Raw genomic sequence first — 21,061 nt, 5'->3', positions numbered from 1 at the left:
TGGGGTCACTTCAACGAAGGATGCCTTTTCTATAATAAAACATTATTTCTCATCTTGATCCTTGATACGGTCAAAGTGACGTTGACGTAAAAACTGTGAAAGCATATAAACGACATAGAGTGGTATAGCTACGAATAAAAATTCTGGAATTCTCCCGAAATTTCGCGTATACATAGTAATAATAATCCCGAGTAAAAAGAGTGTAACGATAATGCTATACTTTGGAATAGGGACTTCCTTTAAACTAGGGATTTGAATGCGGCTTACCATGAGAAAGGCGAAGACAATGTATAGGACAACGAGAATAATGTGTGGAATTATATGTGAGAACAAGGTCAGAAAAGCCATAATTCCACCAGCGGCTGTTATCGGAACTCCTGTAAAGTAATGCAAGGAGGTCGAAGTTGGCGTAACATTGAACCGAGCTAGTCGATAGGCCCCAAACAGTGGAAACAAACCTGCTATATATAAGCCTATTATCCCAAATTTATCAAAATATGTATAATACATTAAAAGTGCAGGCGCGGCGCCGAACGTAATAATGTCCGCCAATGAGTCCAATTCTTTGCCAATTGGTGAATCCACACGAAGTAAACGAGCGAGTCTACCGTCTAAACTATCGAGCATCATGCCGATTAAAACTAATATTGCTGCGGAGCGATAATGTCCAATGGATGCATATCCGATGGACAGAAATCCACTGAATAAATTTCCGAGTGTAAATAAATTCGGAATAGCTGCTCTGTACAAATTATGATCCCTTACTTTCCTTTTAGATTCTTTTTATCCCACTATTATAAATCCTACAAGTAAGGATTATGGTGATTTTGGGTAAATATCTGGTTGAATAGATAATGGGAAGATTAAACATATAAAAGACGTTCTTTTCTATCATACCACAAAACAATCGATATAAAGCATTGTTTTCATACATTTTGAATATGTATATTATCTGTAAACGTTGTAATAATCGTGTACAAGTTTTACATTTTTATTGAATAATAATTAGAATTTGTGTAAAAATATAAAATGGATTGACAAATTTGTTTTTCGTCTGGTATTGTTAAAAGCAATATATCACGTTAATAATTATATAACAGCCTCATCTAATCTCATGAATAGAGGTTGCAACATTTATTAGTAGTCTATGTGAGACTTTCTGGGGTCTAAGATCATAGTACAAAAGGAAATGGTTGCCGAAGTGAACTAGTAGCCTGAATACTATTTCATTGGGCTTGCATTGAATAAGTGCAGGACTGTCACAAGTAAGGGCTTGTGGAGAACTATTAGAGATGTTGATGCGGTTTCTTGTAAAAAATGATGGTTTGAAATTCATTTTATAGAAACGCGTATGAACATTTGGTTCTACGCGTTTTTTCTTACACAAAACTAGGGGGAGTAACAATGTATTTGCATGGAACAAGCCGCATAAATGAGCAAGGACATTTAGAAATAGGAGGCTGTGATACCACTGAGCTAGTGAAAACCTACGGAACGCCATTATACGTGTATGATGAAGCGTTCATACGTGAGAAAAGCCGCGCGTTTAATCTTGCTTTTAAGGAGAGCGGGTTCTCCTATCAAGTCGCCTATGCGAGCAAGGCGTTTTTATGTTTAGAAATGGGTAAACTAGCGAAGGAAGAAAATCTATCGCTTGATGTAGTATCTGGGGGCGAATTGTATACGGCACTCGAAGCAGGTTTTCCAGCAGAACGAATTCATTTTCATGGAAATAATAAAACAGAGGAAGAAATTCGTATGGCAATTGATGCAAATATCGGTTGCTTCGTGGTTGATAATTTTTTCGAGCTTGAAATTCTACATGATCTTGCAAAGGAATCTGGCAAAATTGTGAATATATTGCTACGTGTCACTCCTGGCGTTGAAGCACATACGCACGAATATATTACAACAGGACAGGATGATTCAAAATTTGGCTTTGGTATTACGAGCGGGCAAGCACTGCAAGCCATGAAAATAGCTTTATTAAAGCCGTCATTTCATCTACTAGGTGTTCATTCTCATATTGGTTCGCAAATTTTTGAAACAAATGGATTTGTACGTGCCATTGAAATATTAAGTGCCTTCCTCGATTTAGTCCGTGCGGAAACAGGTGAAATCATGACCATTTTAAATTTAGGCGGCGGTTTCGGTATACGGTATACAGATGGAGATACACCTCTTCCGATTGTAACCTATGTCAAAGAGATGACGGACACAGTACGTAAACAGTTTGTAAGCCGTAATTATCCACTGCCGGAAATTTGGATTGAACCAGGTCGTAGCATTGTAGGAGATGCCGGAACGACTCTGTATACAATTGGTTCGATTAAAGAAATTCCAGGTATTCGGAAATATGTTGCCGTAGATGGTGGTATGACAGATAATATACGACCAGCCCTTTATCAGGCATCTTACGAGGCAATGCTAGCGAATCGTGCGAACGACCAGCCGGCAGAAAAGGTATCAATTGCTGGAAAATGCTGTGAAAGCGGTGATATGCTGATTTGGGATATTGTCCTGCCGAAAGTTGCATCATGGGATGTACTAGCTGTATCATGTACAGGCGCCTATGGGTATTCGATGGCAAGTAATTATAATCGTATTCCGAGACCAGCTGTAGTTTTTGTAAAGGATGGAAAGGCAGAAATCGTCGTAGAACGAGAAAGTTATGCTGACCTTGTGAAGAATGATCGGATGCTATCGAACAACCTCGCACCGCAATCCTCGCGGTAACAAGGCCTAAAAGTCTATAATAAAAATTTTACAAGGCGAGTAGGATGATTCCTATCTCGCCTTTTTGTATCTAAAGGATATTCTCGCGTACCTCATCATATAATGGTAGCAACCCTTTTTATTTTAGGAGAGTCGATATGCGGAATACAGCGCTCTTAGTCATGGATATGCAACGTCATTATATAAATGCTGTAACGCCTATAGAATATAATGATCCACCTGCTTGGGTTCATACCATAAATAGGGCAATTGAACAGGCGAATCATCACAATATTATGGTTCTATATGTCGTAACACCATTTGAAGCTAATTTGTGGAATCGAAATCATATGGTAGCTACCGAAGGAAGCGTTATGCTGGATTACCATGTGAAAATCATAAATGATCTCGTATTTACAAAAAAACAGCATAGTGCTTTTTCTAGTAAAAGGCTAGTTATTCATTTGCGGGAATATCATATTTCTCATGTCATATTAGTCGGCCTATTGGCAGAAACGAGTATTACAAGTACTGCGCACCAAGCAAAAAAGAAAGGTATGTACGTAACTGTTATAGCAGATGCAATTGCAAGTGCAAGTTTGGAGAAGAAAAAAAATATCTGTCATGATTTCGTAAAGGAGGGAATCAATGTCTGTACGCTTCATGATATATTTATCTAAGAAAGAAAGGGCATGAGGGGATATCCCATTAAACATATTGAAAAAATTAGATTGATTATTTTTTGAATTGTGGTAAAATTATAAAAAACTTATCCAGAGCGGTGGAGGGAACTGGCCCGATGAAACCCGGCAACCTGCTAATAGGCAAGGTGCTACTTCCAGCAAAATGGGCCCATTTTGAAAGATAAGGTATATCGTTACCTCAACAGTCTTTTCGAAATGGAAAAGATTTTTTGTTTTTAATTGGGAATAAAAGGGGGTTTGCTGTTGTGGTAGCAGATGAACAGTTCAAACGAGTGACAGACACCATTAAAACAATGCTAGATACAATGAAATATGGATCAATCACACTTGTCGTACAGGATGGAAAAGTCATTCAATTGGAGAAGAGTGAAAAAGTCCGATTTAAATAACATACAGTAGCTGACTAGAGAAACTAGAGGCGGTCTTATCTATTACAGGATAGGCTGCCTTTTTTATTTGGCATATGTATGTTACACGAGAAAAGGAGAGAATGACGATGCTGACGTATGAAACGTGGGAAGAATGTGATATTTCTTTTTCAAATCAAGATGAAAGCAAAGGAGCACTTGCGGTTTTGCAGTGGGCTTATAAGCAATATGGCGATGACGTTGTGTACGCATGTAGCTTTGGTATTGAAGGTATTGTCCTTATTGATTTCATTCAGCAAGTAAAGCCAGATGCAAGCATTGTGTTTTTGGATACCAATCTACATTTTCAAGAAACGTACGAAACCATTGAAAAAGTAAAGGAACGCTTTCCGCAATTACAAATTGAAATGAAAACACCGAAGCTAAGCTTAGAAGAGCAGGGAGAACAGTACGGCTCCGCATTATGGAATCGGGATCCTAATCGTTGCTGTGGGATAAGAAAAATAGAACCGCTTCGCGAGGTCTTATCAAAAGGGAAAGCCTGGATTTCCGGACTTCGCAGAGAGCAATCTTCAACAAGACAGCATGTGCAATTTATTAATCAAGATCATAAGTTCCATTCGATAAAAATTTGTCCTCTTATTCATTGGACGAATAAGGATGTATGGCGCTATGTATATGAGCATCATTTGCCATATAACCTGTTACATGACCAAGGATATCCAAGTATAGGTTGTGAAGTGTGTACGCGACCTGTTCAAGAAGGCAGAGATTCGCGATCTGGAAGATGGGCTGGCATTGCGAAAACGGAATGTGGTCTTCATCATAAGGGAGAGGATTAAATATGATTGTGACCGCGTTTCTAATGGCGTTTTTGTTCGCTCTTAACATAGGAGCAAGCGGGGCAGCAGCATCAATGGGAGTAACCTATGCATCCGGAGCGATTAAGAGCAAGTATGGTGCACTGTTATTATGCGGTATTGCCATAGTTGGAGGTTCCATTCTTGGTGGACAGAAGGTTGTCAAAACAATTAGCTCAGGCATTATTCCTGAAAATGTATTTACGATAGAAGTAGTTATCATAACCCTATTAGCTGCTACTGTTTCGTTATTACTAGCAAATATTCTTGGCATCCCCCTATCAACAAGTGAAATAACAGTGGGATCGGTTGTAGGGGTAGGAATTGCCTACAATGTTTTATATGTAGGTAAGGTTTTATTTATCGTATCTTTTTGGTTTGTAACTCCTGTTGTTGCGTGTACGATTACGTATGGTGCGGGCATGCTAATTCATTATTTTAATTCCAAGTATCCGCATTTAGAAATAGGTAAATGGAGGTCTATATTAAAAGTACTTGTCATTGTAGCAGGATTTTTTGAAGCCTATTCAGCCGGTATGAAAAATGTAGCGAATGCAATTGCCCCATTAGTTGGTGCCCATTTACTACCTTTGAATTCAGCAACCCTATTAGGAGGTCTTTCGGTTGCAGCAGGAGCATTTCTACTAGGAACGAGAGTACTAGAGACGAACGGAAAGAAAATCACATCCGTTTCGCTATTGGAAGGCATTACGATTTCATCAACAAGCTCTAGTCTCGTCATTGGTGCGGCGTTGTTTGGGATTCCTTTACCGATTGCTCAAATTACATCATCCGCCATGATTGGAATGGGATTGTCACAAGGAGTACATGTATTTCGAAAAAAAGCTGTATCCCAAATGTTAAGGATGTGGATTGTAGCGCCGTTTCTTTCCATGATACTCTCGTATTCCTTCATCAAAATAATCATGGAAAAGGATTTTTACTATATATTCATTGTACTTGTTGGCATACTTGCCACATTGGGAGTTGCAAGCCTAGGAAAGGAAAAAAAACGACACAAAAAAAATGAAATGGGAGGAATCATTCGATGAGTCAAATTGTACCCCACGGAGGAACATTAATTAATCGTATTAAGGAAGGCTGTAACGTAGCACATTTACAAAAGGAAGTTGAACTAGATGCTATCGCACTTAGTGATCTTGAATTAATTGCCACAGGAGCATATAGCCCGCTTACTGGTTTTTTAACAGAAACAGATTATAACGCCGTTGTGGAAACGATGCGATTAGCTAGTGGGACAGTGTGGAGTATCCCAATCACACTTCCTGTATCGACAGATAAGGCGAAAGAGTTAGTAGTGGGTGAAGAAGTAAAGCTAGTAAAGGATGGAGTTATATACGGAACTATTAAAATTGAAGATATTTACACCCCTAATAAACAAAAGGAAGCAGAGCTTATCTATAGAACCACGGATGAAGAGCATCCGGGTGTGAAAAAATTGATGGAACGTTCACCGGTGTATGTTGGAGGGTCTATCCTTCTTATTCATCAGGTACCAAAGGACACGTTTACTTCCTATCGCTTAGATCCCATTCAAACCCGCCAGAAGTTTGCCGAGCTTGGCTGGAATACGGTAGTTGGCTTTCAGACAAGAAATCCGGTACACCGTGCCCACGAATATATTCAAAAGGCAGCACTCGAAATTGTTGATGGATTGTTTCTAAATCCATTAGTCGGCGAAACAAAATCGGATGATATCCCAGCTAATGTTCGGATGGAGAGCTATGAAGTGCTTTTGAAAAACTATTATCCAAAGTCTCACGTATTTCTCGCTGTTTTTCCAGCAGCAATGCGATATGCAGGCCCACGCGAGGCAATTTTCCATGCTATTGTTCGCAAAAACTTCGGCTGCACGCATTTTATTGTTGGGCGTGATCACGCAGGAGTTGGAAATTATTATGGAACATATGATGCGCAATTGATTTTTGCAAATTTCACGAAAGAAGAGCTAGGTATTACGCCGCTTTTCTTCGAGCACAGCTTTTACTGTACAAAATGCGAAGCGATGACATCGTCCAAAACATGTCCTCATGGATCTGAGGATCATATTATTTTGTCGGGAACAAAGGTACGGACTATGCTCCGTAACGGCGAAATACCACCGAGTACATTTAGCCGAAAGGAAGTCGTAGAAGTACTCATTCGCGGTATAAAGCAAGAGGAAATTTCACGGTGAGGGGGAAATTAGATGAAGAATTTAACATGGCATGAAGCATCTATCACAAGGGAGGAGCAGCGGAAGAAAAATGGCCATTCAAGCTTCGTCCTTTGGTTTACAGGCTTATCAGCATCGGGAAAATCAACTGTTGCAAATGCGTTAGCTAGAAAATTATTTGAATCACATTCCTGTTATGTGTTAGACGGAGATAACATCAGGTACGGTCTTAATAAAGATTTAGGATTTTCTGAGCATGATCGCAAGGAAAACATTCGCCGTATTGGAGAAGTAGCAAAGTTGTTTGTCGATAGCGGCACGATTGTTTTAACGGCATTCATTTCTCCCTTTTGTGAAGATCGCAACTATGTACGGGAACTTCTTGGACCGGAAGAGTTTATTGAAGTGTTCGTTCAATGTCCGCTAGCAGAATGTGAAAAGCGTGATCCAAAGGGTCTCTATCAAAAGGCTAGAAGCGGTGAGGTAAAGCATTTCACAGGAATTGACTCTCCATACGAAGAACCAGAAAATCCAGAAATTACAATTCAAACGCATAAAAGTAGTGTGGATGAATGTGTAGATCAGATGATTCAGTACTTACATGATAAAGGATTACTAAGATAACGAAGTTGGTATGAATAGAAAATAAGGGGGAGAAAAGGATGGCATACGAAAAAATATGGAAGGATCGTCCGAATTTACATGCATCAGAGAAAAAGAAATTAATAAAGGATGGCTTGGAGATTTTTAATGATATTCCATTTTATGCACAAAACGGTTTCGATTCTATACCGAAAGAGGAATGGGATTCCTTTAAGTGGGCGGGACTGTATTTACAGCGCCCGAAAGAAGACGGGTACTTTATGATGCGTGTAAATATTCCATCTGGCATTTTATCAAATGAACAAGTTGAAACGCTAGCAGGAATAGCTCGTGATTATGGCCGAGATGTCATTGATATTACAACAAGGCAGGCAATTCAGTTTCACTGGCTACGAATTGAGGAGATCCCGGATATATTTGAACGCCTTAAGCGCGTTGGCTTATCAAGTGCTGGTGCTTGCGGAGATATTACAAGAAATATCGTTGGAAATCCACTAGCTGGCATTGATAAGGATGAATTGTTTGATACAACTTCTATCGTAAAGGAAGTATATGAGTATTTCCAAATGAATGAAGAGTTTTCGAATTTACCTCGTAAGTATAAGTTGTCTATTAGTGCGAATGTATGTAATGCATCCAATGCGGAAATAAACTGTCTTTCCTTTATTCCAGCTACAAAGGAATTAGATGGAGAACATGTAGTTGGATTTAACGTAAAGGTTGGCGGGGGATTGTCTGCACGTCCTTATTTAGCAAGGTTACTAGATGTGTTTGTTCTTCCTGAACAAGTAAAGGATGTGGCGATTGCGATTACAACCATTTTCCGTGACTACGGCTATCGCGAAAAACGTCATTATGCGCGGTTGAAATTTTTAGTTGCAGACTGGGGAGTGGATACATTTAAAGAAAAACTGTTTGAATATACCGGTCCTCTGCCTTCAAGAGGGGAAGATGCATCCAAAGGATGGAACGCAGGATATTTCTATGGTATTCATGAACAAAAGCAAGCGGGTTATTATTATGCAGGCTTTCATGTTCCTGTAGGACGCTTGCATACAAAGGAACTGTTTGAAATAGCAGCACTTGCTAGAAAGTACGGAAATGGTGATGTAAGAACGTGTAATTCACAAAATTTTATTATTCCTAATGTACCAAAAGAAAAGGTAGAGGAGCTATCCCGGCTGTCATTCTTTCAAAATATTACAACGAAACCTCAATCCTTTATCGGCTACGCGGTGTCTTGTACAGGAATCGAATATTGTAATCTTGCATTAGTAGAAACGAAAAACCGTCTTCGCGCCATTGCCACTTATTTGGATGAGCAATTGACGATTGATGTCCCGGTTCGTATTCATATGGTTGGTTGTCCGAATTCGTGCGGTCAACGACAAATAGCAGATATCGGCTTGCAAGGGGTAAAGATGAAAGGAGAGAAAGGATTAGTTGAGGCGTTTGAATTGTATGTGGGAGGAACGCTTATAGATGGTGGGAAGTTTAATGAAAAGCTTAAAGGAAAAATAAGTGGGGAAGAATTGCCAGACGTATTGCTATCCTTTCTAACTTTCTTTAAGGACGAAAAGCAAGCGGGGGAAACCTTTTATCAATTTATTGGCCGCGTAGGGATTCAACCACTGCAAGAAAAGCTTAATCAAATTCTAGAAGAAGTAACGGTGTGAAAAGATGGAATTGTATCGATTTGAAGTGAAAACAGAAGATAAGGTTATTCCCGTTGTAATTGTGGCTGAAAATGAAGAAAAGGCATTTCAATCAGTAGAAGTTGAACTAGAAAAATATTTCCTGCGTTTGCCAATTATTTGTGATATTACGTTATATGAAAAGAAACGGGTGCGAGGAAGTGCTGGATTTGTAATAGACGAAATGGAAAATTAATGGGAGGATTGTCACATGGGGAAGGTGTATCTTGTTGGAGCAGGGCCGGGCGATCCGGATTTAATTACGGTAAAAGGAATGACGTGTATTCGAGAGGCGGATGTAATATTGTATGACCGTCTTGTAAATCAACAACTGCTTTCGTATGCAAAGCCAACTGCCGATTTAATTTATTGTGGGAAACTGCCGAATAATCATACCATGCAGCAGGAAACAATTCATGCCTGTCTCGTAAAGCATGCGAAAAACGGGAAGATTGTAACCCGTCTTAAGGGCGGAGACCCATTCGTCTTCGGAAGAGGGGCAGAAGAGGCAGAGGTGCTTGCCAAAAACGGGATTATGTTTGAGGTTGTCCCAGGTATTACAGCCGGGATTGCCGCCTCTGCCTATGCAGGCATTCCAGTTACCCATAGGGAGGTAGGTTCTAGCTTTGCTATTGTTACCGGTCATCGCCTGAGCGGGAAGGAAGAGGCAACGAAATGGGAAAGTTTAGCGAACGGAATTGATACACTTGCTATTTATATGGGAGTAGGTAATCTTCCTTATATATGCGGCCAATTGTTAGCCTATGGTAAAGATGAGAATACACCCGTTGCCATTGTTGAATGGGGGACTACAATCAATCAGCGAACCATTACTGGAACTCTTGGAACAATTGTCACGATTTCCCAAAAGGAAGCTGTGCAAAATCCGAGTATGATTATTATTGGTGAGGTTGTTCGTTTTCGTGAGAAAATCAAATGGTTCATGCAAGAGCCGCCGCAGCCTAATATTATAGGCGAGGCATTATAACATGCAAGCTGTTCTTTATGTATGCCACGGAAGTAGAGTGAAAGAAGCTGGGAGGCAAGCTAAGCTTTTTATCAAGCAATGTATGAAGGCAGTGAATGTGTCTCTTCAAGAAATATGCTTTCTAGAGCTAGAGCATCCTTCTATTGCAGAAGGCTTTGCACGTTGTATAGAAAGAGGAGCAACGAAAATTGCTGTCGTTCCTGTTCTACTGCTAACGGCAATACATGCAAAACAAGACATTCCAAATGAGTTAAAGGCATTGCAAAACAGATACCCACAAGTCTCTATTTCCTATGGGAGACCCATTGGTGTACATGAACAAATTCCTACTATATTACTAGATAGAATAGGTAAAGAAAGAATCAAACGCGATGCTATCGTACTTCTTGTTGGAAGAGGCAGTAGCGATCCTGACGTAGGGAGAGACTTGCAGCATATTGCATCTTTAGTAGAGAATGCCTATCCATTCCAAAAGGTAGACGTGTGTTATTTAGCAGCAGCCAAGCCAAGTTTTCAAGAAGGCTTAGAGCGAGTATTATCGAACCAGCATAATCAGGTATTTATTGTTCCGTATTTGTTGTTTACTGGTAAGCTTATGATGAGAATAGAGCAGACAATACAGCAGTTACGTAGAAGGAATATTGTGCTATGCTCAATCTTAGGTTATCATCCTAGATTAGTAGATGTACTCAGGCAGCGTACTGAGGAAGCAATTGGAGGTGAGGTTTGTGTATCCCATTACGATTCGTATGAAAGATAAGAAAGTAGGTGTTGTAGGGGGCGGAAAGGTAGCTTATTTTAAAATACAATCGCTACTAAGAGAGGGTGCTGCTATTACGGTTATTAGTCCTGAGCTTGACTCTCGCCTAGCAAGTCTTGTTGATCAAAACAAAGTGCAGTGGCTGCAAAAAGAATACGAGCGGAGCGATGTTGAGTCGGCCTTTCTTATTATTGCAGCGACAAATGATAAATATTTGAATGAACGAGTGGAAGAAGAAGCAGACTCAAATCAGCTCGTGAACGTTGTAACGGATCCCGAGCGTGGGAATTGTCATTTCCCAGCTGCACTCCATAGAGGAAAATTGATTATGGCGGTATCTACCGGCGGAGCTAGCCCAAAGCTTACAAAAAAAATTCGAGATCATTTGACGACGATTTATGATGAATCCTACGAAGCCTATGTTGATTTCTTATATGAATGCCGAATGAAAATAAAAAAATATAATGATAAGGCTTTGCAGCGGCAATTGTTAGAAGAAGTGCTGCAGGATGAGTATCGAATCGATAAGGAAAAGCGAAAACAGTTTTATCAGAAGTTAGATAAGGGAATATAAAAAGGGTGACTTTTTCGTCACCCTTTTTGCATTATTGTATATATGGCAATGGATCAACGGCATTGCTTTTTGCCATATTCCACTCTCCGATATGTAGTTCAAAATGAAGATGCTGTCCGGTTGATTCCCCGGTACTACCCATCAAACCAAGCTGTTGCCCTTGTTTTACAACTTGTCCCTCTGAAACCATTCGGTTTTGCATATGTGCATAAACAGTCGTATATGTTTTTCCATTGATGCTATGAGCTAGAAAGACAACATTCCCATAGCTGCTAGATAAATAGGATTTAATGACTACTCCATCAGCAGCTGCAACAATTGGGACTGTACCACTAGCAGCTATGTCTACGCCAAAATGCATTTGACCCCCGTCACGTGGTCCAAACCCAGAAGAAATTACTCCTTGAGCAGGTTTTATGAAGCCACCAATATGGGATGGCTGATTGTTGCTGACACTTCCTGATCCACCACTTGAACCGTTCGCAGCTGGAGTTGAGGAAGCGCTATTTGCTGCATTTGCTTTTTCCAAGGCAATGGCCTGTTCGAGTGCATGTTTTTGTGATTCTAATAAAGATTGTGCTTCTTGGGTACTCATAATATCTTCTGTTGTTTGTTTTAATTTGTCGTTTAATGCATTCATGACAGATTGTTGTTGTTGCTTGTTTGCATCAAGGTCTTGCTGTTTTTGCTTCAATGTTTCCTCGTACTTCTTTAAATCATTCTGCTTTCCTTCAATAGCAGCTTTCTCATCTTTTACTTCTTGTTGATCATGTGCTTGTGCTTTTAAAATGTCATTATCAGAATTTAAGATAAGTGTTACAGAATACAAATTTTCGATTAAATCAGCAATATTAGAAGAGTTCACAACTACTTCGGTAATCAAGTCCGTTCGCGGTTGCTCCTGTACGGCTTGCAGGCGTTTTTTAATTAGGTCCTGACGTTTAGCAATTTGTTCCTCTAATGCTACAATTCGACTTTGCTTTTCTTTAATTTGATTTTGCGTTTGCTGAATATCGTTTTTCGTTGCATTCAATTGTTGTTCATTTGTAGTTGCGGCTGTTTGTAATTCCTCGAGCTTCTTTTGCAAAGATGAGATATCTGTTTCAATTTGGGACTTTTGCTGCTGTTTGTTTTGCAAGTCTTGTTGTTTACTAGTCAGCTGGGAATCAATGTTATTTAGCTGGCTTTGATTCGATTCGGCAGAGGCTAAACTAGGTAAAACGACTAGCGTTCCAGCTGTAAGTAAACTCACAAGCGTATGTATTCTTTTCATGAATGACTGTCTCCTTTCTGTACATAATCCATTTTACAGGTAAAAAAGACAGTTTCTATTATTTTAAGAAAGTTTAATGATATTTTAATAATTCTTTATTATAAAAGAAAGGTAATGATAGAAATGAAGGTGAAATATGGACTATTAGATTATTAAAATATAAAAATAATTATAATAACGATTCTATAATAATGATAGTTATATAACGAATCAAAGAATGAAATGAGCTAGTACTTGGTGAAAAAATCAATTATCGCTGATAAAGGGCTTGAAAAATATTTCCATATTTCATAAAATGGAATTATAAAATATGGAAAGGGATGAACTTTATAGCGATGGATAACTAACCTATTTCTTTCGATCAAAATGAATATTTTATTCTTTTGTTCTAGATAGGATAGGTCTGCCCTTTTATAGGTGTCCATGCTAATAAAGTCTGTGATGATATGTACGATTTCCGTATATGTTTTTCACATTTCTTTCGTTATGGCTATCCTCTCTGGAACGTGAACAGGGAGGTTTTATTATGTTATTACTTGAAGTAAATGACGTAAAGGAAATGATTGGAGAGCGGGTATTATTTCAACTTTCTCATGCTAAATTGTATGAAGGAGACCGGATAGGCATTGTGGGAAACAATGGAGCAGGGAAAACAACACTTCTTACCATGCTGGCTAGTAATCATACAGGGGTTATACGATATGGTTCGCATTCTCTTATTCCTCAGTTAGAAGAAGAAGGTGTAATGACTCGAGAGTTTTCGGATACACAGGTAGGAGCGAATAGGAGCGGAGGAGAATGGACACGGGCGAAAATAGCAGCAGCTCTAGAATCCCATACACGCATTTTATTTGCCGATGAACCGACTAGTAATTTAGACATGGAAGGGATTGCTGATCTCGAAGGGGAACTGCTTAGATTTCATGGGGTACTCGTGTTCATTTCACATGATCGTAGGCTGCTTCGTTCGGTTGCCACAAAAATTTGGGAAATTGAAGATGGTAAGGTAGTAATGTATAACGGAAATTATGATCCGTATGTCAAGCAAAAGCAAGAAAATCGCAGTCGACATCAAGCAGAATATGAACAATATCAAAAGAAACGGGAACAGTTGCTAGCTGCAAAATATAAAATGGAGTCACGGGCAAAAACGATGGGTCGCCCGCCTGCTAGAATGAACCCGAAGGAATATCATTTGTATGAGGGGAAAAAGAAATCAAACCGTGCGAGTGTAGAACGTGCTGCAAAATCCATCCAATCGAGATTAGATAAACTAAAAACAATAGAAAAGCTAAAGGAACTTCCACAAACGAAAATGGATATACCATCGTATTTACAGCTACATGCAAGATACGTCCTGCAGGTGAAGAATGCGAATAAATCATTTGGCGAGAAGCGCATATTACAAGATACTTCTTTCACAGTAAGAAATAAAAAACGAACGGCATTAATCGGAAGGAATGGAAGTGGAAAATCAACCTTACTACGCATGATTGTACAAGGGCATGGTGCAGTCGAATGTGCAAACGGTGTGAAAATCGGCTATTTTAGTCAAAATCTAAACATATTACAGAAGGACATGTCCCTTCTTGAAAATGTGATGAAAACAAGCTCGTATAATGAGCAATGGATTCGCACGATTTTGGCTCGTCTGCTCTTTAAGAGGGAAGATGTATATAAGAAAATTGATGTATTGAGCGGGGGAGAGCGCGTGAAGGCAGCGCTTGCGAAAGTGTTTCTAAGTGATTGTAATGTGCTTGTTTTAGATGAACCAACGAATTATTTGGACCTAGCATCAATTGAAGCACTAGAGGATGTATTGACAGACTATGGCGGGGCGCTCTTGTTCGTTTCCCATGATCATACCTTTGTCGAGAGAGTAGCAGAAGAGATTTTATCATTAGAAAACGGGAAGGTTACACAGTTTATTGGAACTTTGCATGAATTTGAAGAGGGACAATCGAGAAAGAATGATGATCGTAAACTTCACTTACTGCAGCTGGAAACACGTCTTAGCTGTGTGCTTGGCAGATTGTGCACTGCTACAAATGAGAAGGAAAAAGCAGCATTGGAAAGGGAATACGAGGACGTGCTGCAACAAATAAAGGCTTATCGAAATAAATGATTGAGAATGGAGCTGGCCTAATAGGGAGAAGACGATTCCCTTTTGAGTCAGCTCGTAAAATAGAAAGTAGAGGGAGAAAATTGATTGTATTACTAGAGACGGAAAAAGATGCGAAAGAAATATTACGTCTTCAGATTCTTTCGTATCAAGTTGAAGCTGATATTATGAAATTTACAGGGATTCCGCGTTTATATGATACGGTTGAGGACATCCAAAGTTGCCCGGAAACTTTTTATGGATATTTCTTCGATAATCGACTTGTTGGATGTATTTCGTTTGTAAAACAGGAGCATGTGCTTGAGATATGCCGAATGGTTGTGCATCCAGACCACTTTAAGAAGGGGATTGCTACAGCTTTACTTCGCTTCGTACTGCAAATGGATCGTGACGTAACAACATATGTTGTCCATACGGGAACTGCAAATGTGCCTGCCACTTCTCTTTATAAAAAATTCGGATTTGTACAAAAGGAGATGATTATGATTACGGAACAAGTCTCTCTTACGAAATTTGTAAAAGAAGTAAACTTGACGAAAGAAGAATAACAAATAAGGAGAAGACACATGAAAAATATTATAGAAACAACAACATTTTGTTGATTTTGCCGTGCAAGCTCTTCGAAAACAATAAAGTAAGAATGTTAGAAATTATTAGATTATTTATTCTATTAAGATAATGAATATATTATTTAAGGAGTTATATAAAAATAGCGGCTTATCCTAATCGTTCGCGTTTGGAACTAGTAACCCACTAAAAATAGGGAAATAGGAATCTCTATTATTGGTGGGTTTTCCATTTTACAGAAAATAACATTGCCTAATTAGGGATTTTCAGTGAATATAGTAATTAAGTTATTGTCAGAAAGTAAAATATTTATTATTATTATTTCTTAAGGATAAAAAATATTGAAGGACCTAAAATTATATGAAAATACTAGAAAATTCAATATATTTATCCTGAGTCTATAGATAATGATTAAGGGGGGAGTCAGTATGAGAAAAATTGGGTTAGCTTGGCAAATCTTAATTGGTCTCATCTTAGGTATTATTGTAGGTGCCATGTTTTATGGTAATCCACATTTAGTAAAATTTTTACAGCCGATTGGCGATATTTTTATTCATCTTATTAAGATGATTGTTGTACCAATTGTTGTTTCAAGTATTATAGTAGGGGTAGCAGGTGTAGGTGACATTAAAAAACTCGGAAAACTAGGTGGAAAAACCATCTTGTATTTTGAGATTGTTACAACATTTGCGATTGTATTAGGATTACTTTTTGCGAATTTCTTCCAGCCTGGTGTTGGAGTAAATATGAATGGCTTACAAAAGACGGATATTACTTCCTATGTAACCACAGCACATCAAGTAGGAACGCATTCGTTATCTGACACACTTGTTAATATCGTGCCAACGAATATTATCGATGCATTGGCGAAGGGCGATATGTTAGCTATTATTTTCTTTTCTGTGTTGTTTGGTCTCGGTGTTGCTGCTATTGGAGAAAAAGGGCTTCCTGTTCTTCGTTTCTTTAAAGGAACATCTGAAGCGATGTTTTATGTTACGAACCAAGTTATGAAATTTGCTCCTTTTGGGGTATTTGCTTTAATTGGCGTGACAGTTTCAAAATTTGGTATTGGTTCGCTAGTACCGTTAGGAAAGCTTGTACTCGTTGTGTATGGTGCGATGTTCTTCTTTATTATTGTTGTATTTGGTCTTATTGCGAAGTTTGCAGGTGTTAATATCTTCAGATTTTTTGGCATTATTAAAGATGAAATTATTCTAGCTTACTCTACAGCGAGCTCAGAGGCCGTTTTACCTAAAATTATGGAGAAAATGGAGAAGTTCGGTTGTCCTAAGGCGATCGTATCGTTCGTTATTCCAACTGGCTACTCCTTTAATCTTGATGGTTCCACACTATATCAAGCAATTGCAGCTCTCTTTTTGGCGCAAATGTACGGCATTCATATGCCAATCTCCCAGCAAATTACGCTTCTTCTTGTGTTGATGGTAACATCAAAGGGTATTGCAGGTGTTCCGGGAGTATCATTTGTAGTATTGCTTGCAACGCTCGGTTCAGTAGGAATTCCGCTAGAAGGATTAGCATTTATCGCAGGTATTGACCGTATTCTTGATATGGCTCGTACCGTCGTAAATGTAATTGGTAATTCATTGGCAGCGGTTGTCATGTCGAAATGGGAAAAACAATTTGATGAAAAAGCTGCAGCTAAGTATTTAGAAGAAATAAAACAAGCATCTTAATAGATAATGTACCAAGGCCTCACGCGTAAAGCGTGGGGCCTTTTTGTATCAGAAAGTATAAAAGTTTTGACCTAGGGAATTGTCCAGCTCCAGCGCCTAGCCCCTCGAGGTCAAATAACCCCGACCATATGAAGTCAAAGAACGACTTCCTATGGTCGAGAACATTTGCTTGTCGGGGCTGACCAAGGCGCTTGCGCTTTTCTTGTAGTCTTATACTTGTCTCGGTCTAAAGTCGGATACAAAGACCATCCTTCCGCCAGTTTTAGCAAGTAGGCATTCTCGTTAAAATAAAGATATCAAAACGAAGGGAGGCAAACGTAGTGAAACATATACTATTTTTTATAGGTGCTGGTTTGTTAGCGTTGCTTGTTATAGGAAGCTTTGGCCATATTGTCCTACTCGGTTTAGGCATAGGGCTGCTGTATTGGAGTTTTCGCTCCTTTATGAGATCCACTTCTACCTTTAGTAAGATTGGCTGGAGCCTGCTTGGTATCGTCTCTATTATGTTAGTGCTTGGTAATGTTCCAGGATTAATAGGTATTGGAGCTGTGTTGCTTCTATATCTTCTGTTTCGTAAATGGAATAGGAAGAAACAAGTAGAAAGAGAATACCATTCCTATCATAACTTTGATGAAGAATGGGACAAAATGATGGCAAAAAAATAAGAAAAGGAAAGGAAGATTTCGATGAAACGTTCTATATTTTCACGAGTGAGAGATGTTGTATTAGCTGATTTACACCAAGTATTAGATGAGCAAGAAAAGAAAAATCCAATTGCTTTACTAAATCAATACGTTCGAGACGGAGAAGGAGAGGTTCGGAAGATTGAGAAATTAATCGAACGTCAAAAAGTATTGAAAACCAATTTCTTTAAAGAGCTAGAGCAGTCACGGTATATGGAGAAAAAACGGAATCATCAAGCTGTTATTGCGAATGAAGCAGGAGAAAGGGAATTAGAGGAGCGTGCTTGTAAGGAAGCAGAATACTATCAACAGCAAGGTGATCGACTAGAGAGCATGTACAATACATCTATTCAGCAAATTGAAGAATTAGAACAACGTCTACAAGAAATGAAGAATAAGCTGAAGGAAATGCATGCAAAGCGAATGGAACTAATGGCGCGCGAGAATGTCGCTCATGCGAACCGACGAATCAATGATGCGTTAACAAAAATTTCTGATGATAGTCCATTTTTGCGATTTGAAGAAATTGAAGAGTACATTACAAACTTAGAGCGACGAATTAATGAAGATTACGAACGAGATACATTTGATGCTAAGATTGCGAAGCTTGAAAAAATGAGAAATGAGGCGGTAGGGAAATAGAGTACATGAAATAGGAAGCTTATGATATAGTAAATAGGAAAAGGTATTGGGATTCCATGCCTTTTCTTAACTATGTATAAGGGGAGGAGGATGTGAACATGAAAAAAATATATACAAAAACACAAGTGTTAGCGGTTTTTATGATTATTTTTGCAATTGGAATGTTTATTGATATTATCTTTCATCGTTTTCAGCCTTTTGGTCTCTTTTTCTCCGCTATCCTCCTCATCCTCGGCCGGCATTTTCGAAAAAAAGGAAAACGTGCACGTGGTAACATATTTCTTGTTATAAGTGTTTTCTTTTTCATTGGTACGATTTTTTCTTCTACCGCCTTTCAAATGCTGCTTGTAAGTATACTAGTATTTATCGGCTATCGGTTGTATACAAGCAGTGATCGTCCGTCATCTATAAAGGTAGCATTGAAAGAAGATATGCCAAATGAACGGATAGTAAGGCATGAACCATTTCTAAAAAATATGCTAAATGGAAATTATCGAATAATAAATGAGACATATGAATTACAAGATATTAATATTCGGTATGGATTAGGTGATGTGGTCATTGATTTAACGAACGCGATGATCCCTGAGGGTGAGACCGTTATTATTATTCATGGACTTGTAGGGAATATAACCCTTTTTGTTCCATATGATTTAGAGCTATCTGTACATCATTCTGTAATGGTTGGAAACATTGTCGTATTAGGTGAAGAAGAAAAAGGATGGAATCAGAATGTGATTCTTAGAACGGAAGGATATGGTCTTGCGACAAGACGAATTAAAATTATGACTTCGCTTCTAGTAGGGGATACAGAGGTGAGATACTCATGATGAATAGGCAACGAAACATAACTTCCATTTCCTTAAACTATTCGTTCCTTTTAAGTATAGTTGTGGCATTCCTTGCAACTCTTGTTTATACGTGGCAGAGTGGACAGAATGTGTATGATTTTCTTATTCTACAAAAAGTAGCCGGCATTCCGACTGTCTTGTTTGTATTTGGAAGCAGCTGTTTGTTTGGACTTGTCATAGGATATGCGATTACGCAATTTATGAAGCGACGCATTCACGAGCTATCTGTTTCGCTATTAGATATAGAGCGGGGAAATTATCGTATGGCCGGATTGTTATCCCATAATGATGAGTTTGATGAAATTGCTAAGCGCATCGATACACTTGGCAAACAATTTGAGGAGCAAGCTGGCATGTTTCAAAAGATGACGAACGAGCGTGCAACGTGGAATGAAGAAATGAGACAGGAGGCTATTTCTCAGGAACGGCATCGATTGGCACGGGAACTCCATGACTCAGTAAGTCAGCAGCTTTTTGCCATGTCGATGATGATGTCAGCTATAAATGAACAGCAAGATTCGTTGTCGCAAGATGTGAGAGCTCAGCTAGCATTTGTAGAGAATATGATTGTGAATGCCCAGTCCGAAATGCGGGCTTTACTCCTTCATTTACGTCCTGTTCAACTGGAAGGAAAAAAGCTTGTAGAAGGTATTAAAGAGCTAATGGAAGAGCTTTCAGCAAAACAGCAAATGAAAATTGATTGGTATGTGGAACCAATAGAATTAGAAAGAGGAGTGGAGGATCATCTATTCCGCATCATACAGGAGGTAATATCAAACACCTTGCGTCATTCGAAAGCAAAGCATATAGAACTTCGCTTGCGGGAAATACAGGAGTATGCCATTTTGAAATTAATTGATGACGGAGTTGGGTTTGATGTAAATGTTCGGAAGGCAGGTTCCTATGGTCTGTCATCCATTCAAGAGCGCGTGCGAGAAATCGGCGGCACGTTGAAGATCATAAGCTTGCCGAATAAAGGAACGCAAATTGAAGTGAAGGTTCCCATTTTAAAACGAGAGGAAATGGTACCATGATTACGGTATTGCTTGTAGATGATCATGAAATGGTTCGGCTTGGAGTAGGAACCTATTTAGGAACGCAGTCTGATATAGAAGTAGTAGCAGAGGCAGATAACGGAAAAACAGGTGTGGAGCTGGCATTACGTTATAGACCCGACATTATTTTAATGGATTTAGTAATGGATGAAATGGATGGAATTGAAGCCACAAAGGAAATTATTAAACAATGGCCAGTAGCTAAAATTATTGTAGTGACAAGCTTTTTAGATGATGAAAAGCTGTATCCTGCGATTGAGGCAGGTGCAATTAGTTATATATTAAAAACTTCACGTGCAAGTGATATTGTAGAAGCAGTACGTTCTACATATAAAGGAAATTCTGTTCTGGAACCGAAAATAGCCGGTAAAATGATGTCAAAAATGAGACAAAGGGATGCCCATCAGCTCCATGAAGATTTAACGGAACGTGAGTTGGAAATTTTGTTATTAATAGCTGAAGGGAAATCCAATCAAGACATTGCAGAGGAGCTCTATATTACGGTAAAAACCGTTAAAACTCATGTGAGTAGCATTTTAAGCAAGCTTAATGTTAGTGATCGAACACAAGCAGTTATTTATGCATTTCGTCATCAAATAACGAAGTAGAACGTGTTACATCCTCAGGTAACATTCTTCATAGACGGTATAAATTTATGAAAAAAAGGATTTGACCAAGTTTCTCCTACATACATTTAGAATGAATATCGTGTGTTCATGAAAAGGAGTGAAT

At 38.8% G+C, this 21,061-nt stretch carries 22 protein-coding genes and 2 riboswitches; of the genes, 20 read left to right on the top strand and 2 right to left on the bottom strand.

The window, feature by feature from the left end:
- Positions 1 to 42: 42 nt before the first annotated feature.
- Complete coding sequence (gene pssA / locus ACM5BR_RS06420; protein WP_416826813.1) at positions 43 to 750, bottom strand: CDP-diacylglycerol--serine O-phosphatidyltransferase; 708 nt, start codon at positions 748 to 750, stop codon at positions 43 to 45.
- Positions 751 to 1,111: 361 nt separating this feature from the next.
- Positions 1,112 to 1,294: riboswitch (Lysine riboswitch) on the top strand.
- A gap of 110 nt (positions 1,295 to 1,404) precedes the next feature.
- On the opposite strand from pssA, the gene lysA reads away from it, so the two are divergent.
- The 12 genes from lysA to ACM5BR_RS06360 all read left to right on the top strand — a co-directional run bounded on the left by lysA (position 1,405) and on the right by ACM5BR_RS06360 (position 11,442).
- On the top strand, positions 1,405 to 2,736 hold the full coding sequence (gene lysA / locus ACM5BR_RS06415) for a diaminopimelate decarboxylase (protein WP_416826812.1): 1,332 nt from the start codon (positions 1,405 to 1,407) through the stop codon (positions 2,734 to 2,736).
- 137 nt (positions 2,737 to 2,873) lie between these two features.
- Positions 2,874 to 3,395, top strand: coding sequence for a cysteine hydrolase family protein (locus tag ACM5BR_RS06410; RefSeq protein WP_416826810.1), 522 nt, complete (start codon positions 2,874 to 2,876; stop codon positions 3,393 to 3,395).
- Between the two features lie 86 nt (positions 3,396 to 3,481).
- Positions 3,482 to 3,586, top strand: a riboswitch (SAM riboswitch).
- Between the two features lie 105 nt (positions 3,587 to 3,691).
- Positions 3,692 to 3,808 carry a YezD family protein gene (locus ACM5BR_RS06405; protein ID WP_416827855.1) on the top strand — a complete coding sequence of 39 codons (117 nt, stop codon included), beginning with the start codon at positions 3,692 to 3,694 and terminating at the stop codon, positions 3,806 to 3,808.
- A gap of 107 nt (positions 3,809 to 3,915) precedes the next feature.
- The gene (locus tag ACM5BR_RS06400) at positions 3,916 to 4,629 is read left to right on the top strand and encodes a phosphoadenylyl-sulfate reductase (RefSeq protein WP_416826809.1); all 714 of its coding nucleotides are present in this window, start codon (positions 3,916 to 3,918) and stop codon (positions 4,627 to 4,629) included.
- 2 nt (positions 4,630 to 4,631) lie between these two features.
- Complete coding sequence (locus tag ACM5BR_RS06395) at positions 4,632 to 5,699, top strand: inorganic phosphate transporter (RefSeq protein ID WP_416826808.1); 1,068 nt, start codon at positions 4,632 to 4,634, stop codon at positions 5,697 to 5,699.
- Complete coding sequence (gene sat, locus ACM5BR_RS06390; RefSeq protein ID WP_416826807.1) at positions 5,696 to 6,844, top strand: sulfate adenylyltransferase; 1,149 nt, start codon at positions 5,696 to 5,698, stop codon at positions 6,842 to 6,844. The genes ACM5BR_RS06395 and sat overlap by 4 nt, the downstream gene beginning before the upstream one ends.
- 12 nt (positions 6,845 to 6,856) lie before the next feature.
- Positions 6,857 to 7,447, top strand: a complete 591-nt coding sequence (gene cysC / locus ACM5BR_RS06385) for an adenylyl-sulfate kinase (protein ID WP_416826806.1) — start codon at positions 6,857 to 6,859, stop codon at positions 7,445 to 7,447.
- Positions 7,448 to 7,485: 38 nt separating this feature from the next.
- Positions 7,486 to 9,102 carry a nitrite/sulfite reductase gene (locus ACM5BR_RS06380; protein ID WP_416826805.1) on the top strand — a complete coding sequence of 539 codons (1,617 nt, stop codon included), beginning with the start codon at positions 7,486 to 7,488 and terminating at the stop codon, positions 9,100 to 9,102.
- Between the two features lie 4 nt (positions 9,103 to 9,106).
- Positions 9,107 to 9,316: a DUF3906 family protein gene (locus tag ACM5BR_RS06375; protein WP_416826804.1), complete on the top strand. Its 210-nt coding sequence runs from the start codon at positions 9,107 to 9,109 to the stop codon at positions 9,314 to 9,316.
- 15 nt (positions 9,317 to 9,331) lie between these two features.
- Positions 9,332 to 10,108 (top strand): uroporphyrinogen-III C-methyltransferase, encoded by a 777-nt coding sequence (gene cobA / locus ACM5BR_RS06370; protein WP_416826803.1) that lies wholly within the window; start codon positions 9,332 to 9,334, stop codon positions 10,106 to 10,108.
- Position 10,109: 1 nt separating this feature from the next.
- Positions 10,110 to 10,868 carry a sirohydrochlorin chelatase gene (locus ACM5BR_RS06365; RefSeq protein WP_416826802.1) on the top strand — a complete coding sequence of 253 codons (759 nt, stop codon included), beginning with the start codon at positions 10,110 to 10,112 and terminating at the stop codon, positions 10,866 to 10,868.
- Positions 10,837 to 11,442, top strand: a complete 606-nt coding sequence (locus ACM5BR_RS06360) for an NAD(P)-binding protein (RefSeq protein WP_416826801.1) — start codon at positions 10,837 to 10,839, stop codon at positions 11,440 to 11,442. The genes ACM5BR_RS06365 and ACM5BR_RS06360 overlap by 32 nt, the downstream gene beginning before the upstream one ends.
- Positions 11,443 to 11,473: 31 nt before the next feature.
- Here the strand turns inward: ACM5BR_RS06360 and ACM5BR_RS06355 are convergent, their stop codons facing one another.
- On the bottom strand, positions 11,474 to 12,715 hold the full coding sequence (locus tag ACM5BR_RS06355) for a murein hydrolase activator EnvC family protein (RefSeq protein WP_416826800.1): 1,242 nt from the start codon (positions 12,713 to 12,715) through the stop codon (positions 11,474 to 11,476).
- 526 nt (positions 12,716 to 13,241) lie between these two features.
- Between ACM5BR_RS06355 and abc-f the strand changes: the two genes are divergently transcribed.
- From abc-f to ACM5BR_RS06315, 8 genes are all read left to right on the top strand, one after another.
- Positions 13,242 to 14,840: a ribosomal protection-like ABC-F family protein gene (gene abc-f / locus ACM5BR_RS06350; protein WP_416826799.1), complete on the top strand. Its 1,599-nt coding sequence runs from the start codon at positions 13,242 to 13,244 to the stop codon at positions 14,838 to 14,840.
- 80 nt (positions 14,841 to 14,920) lie between these two features.
- On the top strand, positions 14,921 to 15,385 hold the full coding sequence (locus ACM5BR_RS06345; protein ID WP_416826798.1) for a GNAT family N-acetyltransferase: 465 nt from the start codon (positions 14,921 to 14,923) through the stop codon (positions 15,383 to 15,385).
- Positions 15,386 to 15,832: 447 nt separating this feature from the next.
- Positions 15,833 to 17,098: a cation:dicarboxylate symporter family transporter gene (locus tag ACM5BR_RS06340; protein WP_416826797.1), complete on the top strand. Its 1,266-nt coding sequence runs from the start codon at positions 15,833 to 15,835 to the stop codon at positions 17,096 to 17,098.
- 320 nt (positions 17,099 to 17,418) lie between these two features.
- On the top strand, positions 17,419 to 17,763 hold the full coding sequence (locus ACM5BR_RS06335; RefSeq protein WP_416826796.1) for a lmo0954 family membrane protein: 345 nt from the start codon (positions 17,419 to 17,421) through the stop codon (positions 17,761 to 17,763).
- Between the two features lie 21 nt (positions 17,764 to 17,784).
- Positions 17,785 to 18,423, top strand: a complete 639-nt coding sequence (locus tag ACM5BR_RS06330) for a PspA/IM30 family protein (protein ID WP_416826795.1) — start codon at positions 17,785 to 17,787, stop codon at positions 18,421 to 18,423.
- Between the two features lie 98 nt (positions 18,424 to 18,521).
- Positions 18,522 to 19,253, top strand: coding sequence for a cell wall-active antibiotics response protein LiaF (liaF, locus tag ACM5BR_RS06325; protein ID WP_416826794.1), 732 nt, complete (start codon positions 18,522 to 18,524; stop codon positions 19,251 to 19,253).
- Positions 19,253 to 20,308 (top strand): sensor histidine kinase, encoded by a 1,056-nt coding sequence (locus tag ACM5BR_RS06320; RefSeq protein ID WP_416827854.1) that lies wholly within the window; start codon positions 19,253 to 19,255, stop codon positions 20,306 to 20,308. Before liaF ends, ACM5BR_RS06320 begins: the two co-directional genes overlap by 1 nt.
- Complete coding sequence (locus tag ACM5BR_RS06315) at positions 20,305 to 20,937, top strand: response regulator (protein WP_416826793.1); 633 nt, start codon at positions 20,305 to 20,307, stop codon at positions 20,935 to 20,937. Before ACM5BR_RS06320 ends, ACM5BR_RS06315 begins: the two co-directional genes overlap by 4 nt.
- The last annotated feature ends 124 nt before the right edge of the window (positions 20,938 to 21,061 follow it).

This window comes from Ectobacillus polymachus, from assembly GCF_048159605.1.
GTDB classification, from domain to species: Bacteria; Bacillota; Bacilli; order Bacillales; family Bacillaceae_G; genus Ectobacillus; species Ectobacillus polymachus.
Note: the sequence above shows the minus strand (reverse complement) of the source record. Positions and strands in the feature narration are given on the sequence as shown.

What these genes read in the sequence shown, in the direction of transcription:
- ACM5BR_RS06340 (WP_416826797.1), top strand. Translation starts at nt 15,833, where the DNA reads ATGAGAAAAATTGGGTTAGCTTGGCAAATCTTAATTGGTCTCATCTTA.
- ACM5BR_RS06400 (WP_416826809.1), top strand. Translation starts at nt 3,916, where the DNA reads ATGCTGACGTATGAAACGTGGGAAGAATGTGATATTTCTTTTTCAAAT.
- sat (WP_416826807.1), top strand. Translation starts at nt 5,696, where the DNA reads ATGAGTCAAATTGTACCCCACGGAGGAACATTAATTAATCGTATTAAG.
- cobA (WP_416826803.1), top strand. Translation starts at nt 9,332, where the DNA reads ATGGGGAAGGTGTATCTTGTTGGAGCAGGGCCGGGCGATCCGGATTTA.
- liaF (WP_416826794.1), top strand. Translation starts at nt 18,522, where the DNA reads ATGAAAAAAATATATACAAAAACACAAGTGTTAGCGGTTTTTATGATT.
- ACM5BR_RS06375 (WP_416826804.1), top strand. Translation starts at nt 9,107, where the DNA reads ATGGAATTGTATCGATTTGAAGTGAAAACAGAAGATAAGGTTATTCCC.
- lysA (WP_416826812.1), top strand. Translation starts at nt 1,405, where the DNA reads ATGTATTTGCATGGAACAAGCCGCATAAATGAGCAAGGACATTTAGAA.
- ACM5BR_RS06355 (WP_416826800.1), bottom strand. Translation starts at nt 12,715, where the DNA reads ATGAAAAGAATACATACGCTTGTGAGTTTACTTACAGCTGGAACGCTA.
- ACM5BR_RS06380 (WP_416826805.1), top strand. Translation starts at nt 7,486, where the DNA reads ATGGCATACGAAAAAATATGGAAGGATCGTCCGAATTTACATGCATCA.
- ACM5BR_RS06330 (WP_416826795.1), top strand. Translation starts at nt 17,785, where the DNA reads ATGAAACGTTCTATATTTTCACGAGTGAGAGATGTTGTATTAGCTGAT.
- abc-f (WP_416826799.1), top strand. Translation starts at nt 13,242, where the DNA reads ATGTTATTACTTGAAGTAAATGACGTAAAGGAAATGATTGGAGAGCGG.
- ACM5BR_RS06315 (WP_416826793.1), top strand. Translation starts at nt 20,305, where the DNA reads ATGATTACGGTATTGCTTGTAGATGATCATGAAATGGTTCGGCTTGGA.
- cysC (WP_416826806.1), top strand. Translation starts at nt 6,857, where the DNA reads ATGAAGAATTTAACATGGCATGAAGCATCTATCACAAGGGAGGAGCAG.
- ACM5BR_RS06365 (WP_416826802.1), top strand. Translation starts at nt 10,110, where the DNA reads ATGCAAGCTGTTCTTTATGTATGCCACGGAAGTAGAGTGAAAGAAGCT.
- ACM5BR_RS06410 (WP_416826810.1), top strand. Translation starts at nt 2,874, where the DNA reads ATGCGGAATACAGCGCTCTTAGTCATGGATATGCAACGTCATTATATA.
- ACM5BR_RS06395 (WP_416826808.1), top strand. Translation starts at nt 4,632, where the DNA reads ATGATTGTGACCGCGTTTCTAATGGCGTTTTTGTTCGCTCTTAACATA.
- ACM5BR_RS06320 (WP_416827854.1), top strand. Translation starts at nt 19,253, where the DNA reads ATGAATAGGCAACGAAACATAACTTCCATTTCCTTAAACTATTCGTTC.